This window comes from Chloroflexota bacterium, from assembly GCA_016219275.1.
Taxonomy (GTDB): Bacteria; Chloroflexota; Anaerolineae; order UBA4142; family UBA4142; genus JACRBM01.
In genome coordinates this window covers 1-9573 of sequence record JACRBM010000011.1, presented here as the reverse complement: position 1 = coordinate 9573, position 9573 = coordinate 1, and the positions used below count along the sequence as shown (strand labels likewise).

Sequence of the window (9573 nt, the reverse complement as noted above, 5' to 3'; positions counted from 1 at the left end):
ATCGTGGCGGCGGGTGAATACTATCCGATCACGAATCAGGTTCGCAATTACCATGGTTGGGTGGTTGCCTATCGTTGGCCCAACGCGCCAGGCAATGCGGCAGGCGCATCGCTACCTTGGCCCATGTTTCGTCGCGATGCAGTCCATTCCGGGCGGGTCGGCGCGTTATCTCCATCTTTATCTGTCAGCCCCACATCTATTACCGTAGCCCACCTCGTCGGAGCGCCGGGCAACGAACAGGTAACGCTCCAAATTCGCAATGTTGGCGCGGGCAGTTTTAACTGGAGCTCCACAGCGCCGTCCGGAGTCACGTTGTCTCCCTCTTCTGGCACACTTAGCACGTCGGTAAATTCAACCGTGACGATCTCTCCCGGTGGTAGATCGGTGGGCACATATAATCTGGGCAGCATCGTCATCACGGCAACCTCAGGCGGGTCTCCAGTCGCCGGTAGTCCTGTTTCCGTACCTGTCACGTTGAGGATCGTGAGCGAACTGTACAAAGTCTTCTCTCCGCTGATCCGGAAATAATTTGTGCCGCACTGCGTACGATGATTGCCAGAAACCCGTTTGCCCTCCCCTGGGAAGCAAACGGGTTCCTTTTTTATCCCAATCCGTGCCTGATGAAAACGCCATCCTGGGAAATATGATTGTGGGTCGGTCTGTGCTGGTTTGCGGCTGATTGCGTTTTGTGGTAGAGTGTCTGCAGCCAGTCAATATGAAAATCGGAATTGACGGAATCGTGCTGCAAAATCAAGTTGCCGGCTCGCATCGTTATTTTGAGCAACTTGCAACCGGGTTGGGAGATTTTGACCACCGCAACAATTATGCGGTTTTTGCGAATCTACAAATGCTGCGCGCGGAATCTCTGCCGCGCCAAAGCAATTTTTTCTACAAGCATGTGAACACCTCGCGCTGGTTGCCGGATGCGCTCCAGCAGCAACTCTTTACGGCGTGGAACGCGTTCGGCGATCTCGATGTCTTGCACTCTGCCGTGTTCGTGCCGCCGTTATGGTACCGACGTCCGAGCGTCGCGACGATTTTTGATTTGACCTACGACATATTTCCAGAAACAACCAGTCGCATGGGACGACTGTGGTGGCAGTTGTTCGGGCGCGCCGGTATCGCGCGCGCGTGTCGCATTATCACGCTTTCGGAAAGTACCAAGCGCGATCTCCAGCGGCGCTTCGGGGTCGCCTCCGAAAAAATCCGCGTCACCTATCCTTGCGTGCGTGCGATCTTCAAACCGGTGTCTGACACTTACGCTGTCGCCGCACAGTATCATTTGCCATCGCAGTACATTCTTTTCGTTGGCACGCTCGAGCGGCGCAAAAATATCCCGACGTTGATTCGCGCGTTCGCGCAGGCGCGACGCATCGGTGGATTCGACCACGCCCTGGTGCTTGCTGGGCAGCGCGGCTGGCTTTACGCCGACATTTTTCGCGCGGTCGAGGAACTGGGACTGGAACAGCACGTGCGTTTTTTGGGCTATGTGCCGGACGAAGATTTGCCGGCGTTGTACTCGCGCGCTGATCTGTTCGCGTATGTTTCGCTGTACGAAGGATTCGGTTTGCCGCCGCTCGAAGCGATGGCGTGCGGCGCGCCGGTGCTCGTCTCCAACGTCGCCTCGCTTCCCGAGGTGGTCGGCGATGCCGGCGTGCTCGTCTCGCCGCGGGACACGCCGGCGATGGCAACGGAGATCGCGCGGATTCTCGCCGACGATGATGTGCGCGCCGAAATGCGTGTGCGCGGATTGGCGCGAGCGCAACAATTCACCGCGCAACGATTTATCGAACAGACCCTCCAAGTTTATCAGGATGCAACCCGCAATTGAAAATCTTACAACGGCATTCGTATGCGTATCGGTATTGATGTAACGGCGTTGCCGACCCAGTTGTTCGGCGCGGGCAATTACATCGTCAACCTGACCCAAACACTCATTCGCATGGACCCCGCGAATGATTATTTGATTTTCTCCAAGCCCCGGCAGATCGAATTGTTTGCCGGACGCGGGCACGCTCAGGTCGTGCGCGTGAACTTGCCGACGCGTTATCATCGGATCGCGTGGGAACAAACTTTCTTCCCCCTACTGATTCGCCGCTATCGCCTCGACGTGGTGCATTCGCCGCATTACACGATGCCGGTAGTCGCGCCCTGCGCCAAAGTCGTCACGTTCCACGACATGACGTTTTTCCTTCACCCCGAAGCGCACCTCTTTTACAAACTCATTTTCTTTCGCGGGATGATCCCCGTCTCCTCGCGTTACGCCGACGCGCTCATCGCGATTTCGCAGAACACGCGCGCGGATATGTTGCGCCTCTTGCCGGTCAACCCAACCAAATTGTTTACGATTCCGTACGGCATCGCGCCGATCTTTCGTCCGATGCCCAAGGCGGATCAAGAAGCGGCGTTACGCAAATATGATTTGCCCGTGCAGTTCATTCTGTACGTCGGCAATTTGGAGCCGCGCAAAAATCTACCGATGCTCCTGCGCGCGTTTGCCGCGCTGGTGCGCCGGGGCTTGCCGCATTCGCTCGTGCTCGCTGGCTCGCGCGGGTGGATGGACGAGGAAGTGTTCGCGACGTTGCGCGAACTAAACCTGGGTCATCGCGTCTTTTTACCGGGATATATTCCACAGGCGGAACTGCCCGCGCTGTACAGCGCGGCGAGTCTGTTCGTTTACGCGTCGCGGTATGAAGGGTTTGGTTTACCCGTTCTCGAAGCGATGGCGTGCGGCGCGCCGGTCATTACTTCGAACGTCGCTTCGATGCCGGAAATCGCGGGCGACGCGGGTGTGCTCGTTCAACCGGACGATCAAGCCGGCTTGACCGACGCGATGGCGCGAGTGTTGAGCGACCAGGAATTGCGTGCGCGACTCGCGCGGGAGGGGTTGGCGCGCTCTAAAATTTTTTCGTGGGAACGCGCGGCGGAAGAAACGCTGGCGGTGTATGCGCGCGTCGCGCACGCGCGCTGAGGACATGCGATACCAAACGTCCCGACGATCATCCGGTCGTCGGGACGTTTTTATTCGCTTCGCTTGGCGGCAATCCGATCAGCAACAATGCAATCACGCCGAGCAGAACCGCGAACCACAAGGTGCACAAGCGCACGATGAGCGTCGCGGCGACCGCGCTCTCGCGTGCGATGGCGACGATCTGTTCGAGCAGGAGCGCCATGCCGCCTTCGGTCGCGCCGAGACCGCCCGGCGTCATCATCGCCGCGCCGAAGAGCGATGCCGCCGCGTAGATGAACGTCGCTTGAAGCAAAAGCAATGGGCTGGGCGCGAGTCCGACGCCCATCAACACGAAAAAGAACGCGACGCACTCGGCGAACCACGCGGCAACCGCGATCCCAATCGCGAAGGCAAGCGGCTTGAGTTGCAAAAGGAGGTACGCGCTTTCGTACAGATTGCGCGCGACGCCGACAAAACGCGCGAGGACGCGCACGCGCGTGCCCAACACGAATAGCCGCTCGGCAAGCGCGCGTTGTTGCACGATGACGACGAACGCGACGATCACCGCGAGCAGCGCAATGAGCGCGCCGATGCCGAATTCCGGAAAGAAGGTCAACCCGACGGCGGCGAGGATCACCATGCCCAGCGCGTCGGTCAGTCGCTCGATGGCGATGATCGGCGCGGAGTAACTGATCGGTGTGTCGCACTTGGTTTTGAGTAAAAGTGATTTCAACAATTCGCCGAGTTTCCCCGGTGTCATCGTCAAACTAAAGCCCGTCAAGAAAATCAGGAACGAATCGCGGCGTGTGAGATTGTGAATCTTGAGCACGCGTAAGTAATAGTGCCAACGCGCGAAACGCAAAAGATAATTCAGCAGCGTCACACCGAGCGCGAGCGGCAGGAAACGCCAATCGAATCGCTCGAATGCGCCGAGCAGGCGCGGCGCGTCCGCGTAAAACGCGAGCGCGACGAACACGACGAGCGCGAACAGTAGCGAGAGGATGACACGGCGGCGAAGATTCTGCATGAAATAATCCGAAGCACTCGCCACACGCTTCGCGCCACACCGAATTACACAGAAAAATTTCCGTGTGTTCCCGTGTGGCGCGAAGCGTGTGGCTAATCTGACATTGTCAAAGTATTTACGCTTTGCGACGCGTCGCCATCAACACGCCAAGTCCGAACGCGAGCGCGAACGCGGCAGCGCCAGCGGACGCGGCGAGGAACGGGCGGCGCGAGCCGTACCCCTGGTTGATCGGTCGGTCGGGACTGTACATCGTTTGCAACAAACGCCCCCATTCCGTTTTTAGCGCGGCTTGCATGCGCGCTTTGCCGACGAACGGATACCAGTACCAGTTGTGATAAATGTTCGACGCGGCAAACGACCAGGGCACGATTGGCGTTCGCAACAACAGATGCTCGAATGGTTTGAGCGCGCCGTGATAGATTTGTTTTTGTCCCCACGATGCAAACGTATCTTCGTACGCGCTGAATCGCCAATTCTCGTCCGCGGCATCCACATCGCCCATGAACTTTATCTCGCGCGGATCGCCGACGCCGAAACCGCGTTCATGCGCGGCGCGGATGAACGTCAAACTCATCGGGTCCACGCCCATCATTTTTGCCGCCGTCGCATCCATCGCGACCGGGTCGGAACTTGCCAGGATGACGTTCTTGACGTGCCAACGCGTCGCGCGCGGACCAGGTCCTTCGCCGGCGAGCGTGCCATCCATCACGACAAACATCCCAGGGTGGATGTCTTGTTGAATCTGCAACAGGTCAACGAGTGTTTCGTGAATGACGCTGTGTGTCCAATGGCGTTTTTGATCGAGCAAGCCGCCGAACGCATTCTTCATCGCGCCGGTGATGTTGGTGAACACGTGCGTCTTCATCGTCGGCAGATGCAAAACGTTTTTACCGTAGAAATGTTTCGGGATGTGGACGCCGTGCGGATACACTCGATCGAGAACGAGGAGCGGTTGCTTGGGTTCGTACCGCACCCACTCCACACCGGCGCGATAAGTTTCGAGTGTCCGCAAACCGTACCGGTCTTGTACGAACTTGTGACGATTGTTGCGTTGTCCCTCGCGTCCGTTGACGACGACGGTATCGTTGTGCGTCGCGATGATTTTCTCGCGCGCGTAACCGTCGGCGAGCAATTGCTTGATGACGCCTTCCAGTTGCCAGGGTGTCGTCGAACAACTGGGGTACCAAATTTGCCATGAGATATTGATCTTGAGCAACGTGTCCGACTCGCGCGGCAGATTGTCTTGATAACGCGCGAGTTGCATCAAACGCGCGTAATCCTCGAGCACCGTGTTGGGACTCGTGCGGAGAATCGCGACGGTACCGCGACCGGGAAAATTCTTCGGGTCAATCATTCGTTCGGTCTCCTTCTACAAAATCGGGGCAAAGACGCGTAAAAAATAATCTACGAACAGATTGGAATGGGAACGGACGCCGTTCCGCACCAGCCATGCGTCGCAATTTCAATTTGCTTCGAGGTCGTCGAGATTGATCAAGCCGAGCGCGCGCGCTTGTTCGTACGATAACGTCGAACCGGGTTGGGCGGCAACAGGCGGTGTTTCCGCCGGCGGCGCGCTCGCTTCGGGCGCGGGGCTAACGTTGGGTGGAGGGGTTGCCGGCGCGGGGAGTGGTTCGACGCCGGCAAGCGTTGCCTGATTCAAGTTCTGGCGAATTTCGACGACGGCGCGCCGCAACGCAAGCCAGATCATTCCCACTTTGCCTTGCGCGGACCCTTGACGCTCGAACAACAGCGTGAGAAAAACCTGGTCGCTCAAACGCGTGGCGTACAATTCGTAATTCTTGCCTTCAAAGAAATGTAAGGTGAATGATGCCTCGTCCTGCAACGCGCTAATCACTTGATTCGACGCGATCATCGTGGTGCCGATGACCGCGAGCAATGCTTGCGTGTCGAGATCGCCGTGGCGTCCCGTTTCGATCAACGACTGTCCGGCTTGATCGAACATCAGCGCGCCCGCCGCGCCCAAATCGGAACGCAATGATTCGATGCGCGCTTGCACCGCGCGTAATCCTGTTTCGGAAAACGCGATCAACCGGCGCGATTCGGGGAGCGGCATCGCCAAAGTTTGGCGCACCAATCGGACGAAACCCTGCATATTGAACGGTTTGGGCACGTAGGCATCGGCGAGTTCTTTCGCGCGCGCTTCGATTTGCGGTGTGCCGTACGCCGTGATCAATACCGTGCGCGTGGTCGGGCTGATGCGATGCACGTGTTCGAGCAGATCGAGTCCGCTCATGCCGGGCATTCGCAAATCGGTGATGACGAGATCGAATCGCTGCGCTTGCAACCGTTCGAGCGCGGTCTCGCCCGACTCGCACGCCTCGACAGTGTGCCCGCCGCCTTCGGGCAATGCCAGGACGCGACACAGGGCTTGCGATACGCGCACTTCGTCTTCGACAACTAGAATTCGTTCCGGTGACATTGGTAACTCCATTGTGCCAATTTCAGATTTCAGATTTTGGATTACTGATTTTTAGCGTGCGCCCAGACGAGCGGCAAGCGCACCGTAAAACGGACGCCTTGCGTCGCGCCGAGGTTTTCGACGGTGAGCGTACCGCCGTGTTGTTGCACGATGCTTTGACTGACCGGCAAACCCAAGCCGCTTCCGTTTTCCTTGGTCGTAAAAAAAGGTTCAAAGACGTGCGGCAAAATATCCGGCGGTATGTGCGGACCATCGTTGTCAAACGTGATGACAATCGTATCTGCCTCCGCGGATGCGGTGATGCTCAATTCGCCGCCTTCTTTCGACGCCTCGGTCGCGTTTAACGCGAGATTCAGAAAGACCTGGATCAACTGTTCGGGCGACGCGACAATGCGCGGCAAAGGATACAAATCGGTCCGCACGCGCACGTTCGCTTGTTGCATCTGTTTGCGCGCGAGCGTCAATGTTTCGTTGAGCAAATCCGTGACGGCGACGAGGCGACGCGGCGACGCGGCGGGACGCGCAAAGCGCAGGATGCGTCCCGCGACGAGACTGAGGCGTTCGATTTCTTGTCGCACGATTCGCAGATTCTCTTCGCGTTCCGCCGCGTCGAGATTGAAATCGAGCACGAGGTCCATCGTACTGCTGATCGCTTGCAGTGGATTGTTGATTTCGTGCGCGAGCGCCGCCGCCATTTGTCCCAATGCCGCGAGGCGTTCCGCTTTGATATGTTGTTCGGCAGCTTGCTTCAACGCGGTAATGTCGCGCGACACGCCCATCACCCCGATAATGTCGCCTTGCGCGTTGCGTAACTGCGACGCGGACAACAACGCGGGAAACACGTGACCGTTCTTGCGGCGATTCCAGACCTCTTGTGAAACGCGCCCCTTTTCGGCGATGGCTTGTTGGATTTGCGCGCCATCATCTGGGTTGGCGTAGAGCACGCGCACATCCGCGCCGAGAATTTCCTCCGGCGCGTAGCCGAAAATATCTTGCGCCGCGCGATTGAATTCGATGATGCGCCGATGTTGGTCAACCGCGATAATCATATCGAGCGACGAGTCAATCAAACTGCGGTTGTACTCTTGCGATTCTTTCAACGCTTCTTCGGCGCGACGCAGACGCGTAATATCGCGAAAGACGAGCACCGCGCCGGTAATTTTGCCGGCGCGATTGCGAATCGGCGCGACACTGCTGGAGATCAACCGCTCAACGCCGTCACGCGCGACGAGCGCGGTGTCGGCAGACAATCCTGTGATCGCGCCGGTCGCGAGCGCGTTGGCGGCTGGGTCGGACGCCGGCTCGCGCGTTTTGGAATTGACGATGCGAAACACGTCGAGCAAGTGTGCGCCGATTGCGTCGGTCGCCGTCCAGCCGGTCAATTGTTCCGCCGCCGTGTTGGCGAACGTGATCCGTTCGGCGGTGTCGGTCGTGATGATGCCGTCGCCGATGCTGTGCAAAGTCAGCGCGAGGTGACTGGTTGGGTTGTGGGCGCGCCGCGCGTGCGCGCGTGATAAACCGGCACGACGTTTCATAACGACTGTATTATAATCCGATTTGCGCTCTTGCCAAAAGCGCGCGGTCTCATTATAATCACGCAACTATGCTGGGTATGGCGAGAATTGTAGGGCAAGTTTCCAACTTGCCACGCGGGTCTGATGTACGTGCGATGCAGGCACTGGAAACTTGTTCTACCTTGTCAAAGGAGTGGTTGTGCCGGTTACGGCGATTGTTTTGATTGGATTGGCGTTGTTTTTCAATTTTTTAAACGGTTTTCGCGATGCAAGCAATATCGTGGCGACGGTGATTTCCTCGCGCGCCATGTCGCCGAATATGATCCTCGCGATCACGGCGATTGCCGAATTTCTCGGACCGTTTTTGTTCGGAGTCGCCGTCGCGAAAACGATTGGCAGTGAAATTGTACAAGCGTCTGCCATGACGCTTCAAATGATTATCGCCGCGTTGTTAGCCGCGATTGCGTGGAATCTTGTTACCTGGATGCTGGGAATTCCGTCTAGCTCGTCGCACGCGCTCGTCGGCGGCATCATCGGCGCGGTCGGTATTCACGCCGGCTTGGGCGTGATCCAATGGAGCGGCTTGAGCAAAATTCTCGTTGCGCTTTTCATTTCGCCCGTGCTGGGTGGGATCGCCGGGTTTTTGTTTTTGAGAGTGGTGCTCTATTTCGCGCGTGGCGCGACGCCCGCCATCAACTGGTTTTTCCGACGCGCGCAAGTTTTCACCGCGCTCGCGCTCGCATTGAGTCACGGTGCGAACGACGCGCAAAAAACGATTGGCATCATTACGCTCGCGTTGGTGATCGAAGGACAGTTGGCGCAATTCAGCGTTCCGTTCTGGGTGATCGTCGTTTGTGGGCTGGCGATGGCGCTCGGAACCGTTGTCGGCGATTGGCGTTTGATTCGGACGCTTGGCGGGAAATTCTACAAGATTCAACCGGTGCACGGCTTTACGAGCCAGCTCGCTTCGGCGTCCGTGATTTTGGGCGCGGCGTTGCTCGGTGGTCCGGTGAGCACGACCCAGGTTGTCAGTTCGGTGATCCTGGGAGTCGGCTCGGCGGAACGCGTGAGCAAAGTGCGCTGGCATGTCGTCGGCGATATTCTCACGGCTTGGATTCTGACGATTCCCGCCTCGGCGTTGTTAGCGGTCATGTTCAGTGTGCTGTGGGAGAGGTTGTTCCTCTAAATCGTGTCGGCGCGAATTTGGCGCAGATGTCAAGGCGCGCTATAATTAGCGCCAGAATTTCAACGAAAGGAGGTGTGCGTCCCAGTTCTTGCGAGTTCAAGCCGATTGTTATTCTCAAGGAGGAGAACATGAAAAAGACAATGTGGTTGATCGTGTTTGCCTTACTGGTTCTTTCTGCCTGTAGCACGCCGACGCCGGCGCCTGCGCCAACCTCGGTCCCCGTCGCCGCGACGAAACCAGCGGCGCCAGCCGCCCCGGCGGCACTGCCGACTCTTTCGGCAGACCTCAAGCCCGCCGCGACCGAAATTCTTTTTTGGCAATACCGCAAAACTCACTTTTTGTCATTCTGAGGAGCGGCTCTTGAAAACACGCAACCAAGTGAATTCAAACAAGCGACGAAGAATCTCGCCAGTTGCTTGAGCGATCCTTCGCTTCGCTCAGGATGACAAAGCGAGT

At 57.7% G+C, this 9573-nt stretch carries 8 protein-coding genes; 4 read left to right on the top strand and 4 right to left on the bottom strand.

The genetic code is table 11. From position 1 onward, the window contains the following. Positions 1-715 precede the first annotated feature (715 nt). Positions 716-1831, top strand: coding sequence for a glycosyltransferase family 4 protein (locus tag HY868_01470; protein ID MBI5300777.1), 1116 nt, complete (start codon positions 716-718; stop codon positions 1829-1831). 21 nt (positions 1832-1852) lie between these two features. Then, a complete protein-coding gene (locus tag HY868_01465; GenBank protein ID MBI5300776.1) occupies positions 1853-2971 on the top strand; it encodes a glycosyltransferase family 4 protein in 1119 nt (372 codons plus the stop codon). Between the two features lie 28 nt (positions 2972-2999). Here HY868_01465 and HY868_01460 read toward each other — a convergent pair whose 3' ends face one another. From HY868_01460 to HY868_01445, 4 genes are all read right to left on the bottom strand, one after another. Continuing rightward, positions 3000-3977, bottom strand: a complete 978-nt coding sequence (locus HY868_01460) for a flippase-like domain-containing protein (protein MBI5300775.1) — start codon at positions 3975-3977, stop codon at positions 3000-3002. Between the two features lie 115 nt (positions 3978-4092). Next, entirely contained in the window at positions 4093-5331 is a 1239-nt protein-coding gene (locus tag HY868_01455) for a DUF362 domain-containing protein (protein MBI5300774.1), read from the bottom strand. A 108-nt stretch (positions 5332-5439) separates the two neighbouring features. Further along, the gene (locus HY868_01450; protein MBI5300773.1) at positions 5440-6417 is read right to left on the bottom strand and encodes a response regulator; all 978 of its coding nucleotides are present in this window, start codon (positions 6415-6417) and stop codon (positions 5440-5442) included. 41 nt (positions 6418-6458) lie between these two features. Then, positions 6459-7952, bottom strand: a complete 1494-nt coding sequence (locus HY868_01445) for a PAS domain S-box protein (protein MBI5300772.1) — start codon at positions 7950-7952, stop codon at positions 6459-6461. Positions 7953-8103: 151 nt separating this feature from the next. Between HY868_01445 and HY868_01440 the strand changes: the two genes are divergently transcribed. Both HY868_01440 and HY868_01435 read left to right on the top strand, forming a co-directional pair. Further along, positions 8104-9117, top strand: coding sequence for an inorganic phosphate transporter (locus HY868_01440; protein ID MBI5300771.1), 1014 nt, complete (start codon positions 8104-8106; stop codon positions 9115-9117). A gap of 128 nt (positions 9118-9245) precedes the next feature. Next, the gene (locus HY868_01435) at positions 9246-9467 is read left to right on the top strand and encodes a hypothetical protein (protein ID MBI5300770.1); all 222 of its coding nucleotides are present in this window, start codon (positions 9246-9248) and stop codon (positions 9465-9467) included. Positions 9468-9573 lie beyond the last annotated feature (106 nt).

Excerpts from the sequence above, each read along its gene's own strand:
- HY868_01465 (MBI5300776.1), top strand. The coding sequence starts at position 1,853 with ATGCGTATCGGTATTGATGTAACGGCGTTGCCGACCCAGTTGTTCGGC.
- HY868_01455 (MBI5300774.1), bottom strand. The coding sequence starts at position 5,331 with ATGATTGACCCGAAGAATTTTCCCGGTCGCGGTACCGTCGCGATTCTC.
- HY868_01445 (MBI5300772.1), bottom strand. The coding sequence starts at position 7,952 with ATGAAACGTCGTGCCGGTTTATCACGCGCGCACGCGCGGCGCGCCCAC.
- HY868_01460 (MBI5300775.1), bottom strand. The coding sequence starts at position 3,977 with ATGCAGAATCTTCGCCGCCGTGTCATCCTCTCGCTACTGTTCGCGCTC.
- HY868_01470 (MBI5300777.1), top strand. The coding sequence starts at position 716 with ATGAAAATCGGAATTGACGGAATCGTGCTGCAAAATCAAGTTGCCGGC.
- HY868_01450 (MBI5300773.1), bottom strand. The coding sequence starts at position 6,417 with ATGTCACCGGAACGAATTCTAGTTGTCGAAGACGAAGTGCGCGTATCG.
- HY868_01435 (MBI5300770.1), top strand. The coding sequence starts at position 9,246 with ATGAAAAAGACAATGTGGTTGATCGTGTTTGCCTTACTGGTTCTTTCT.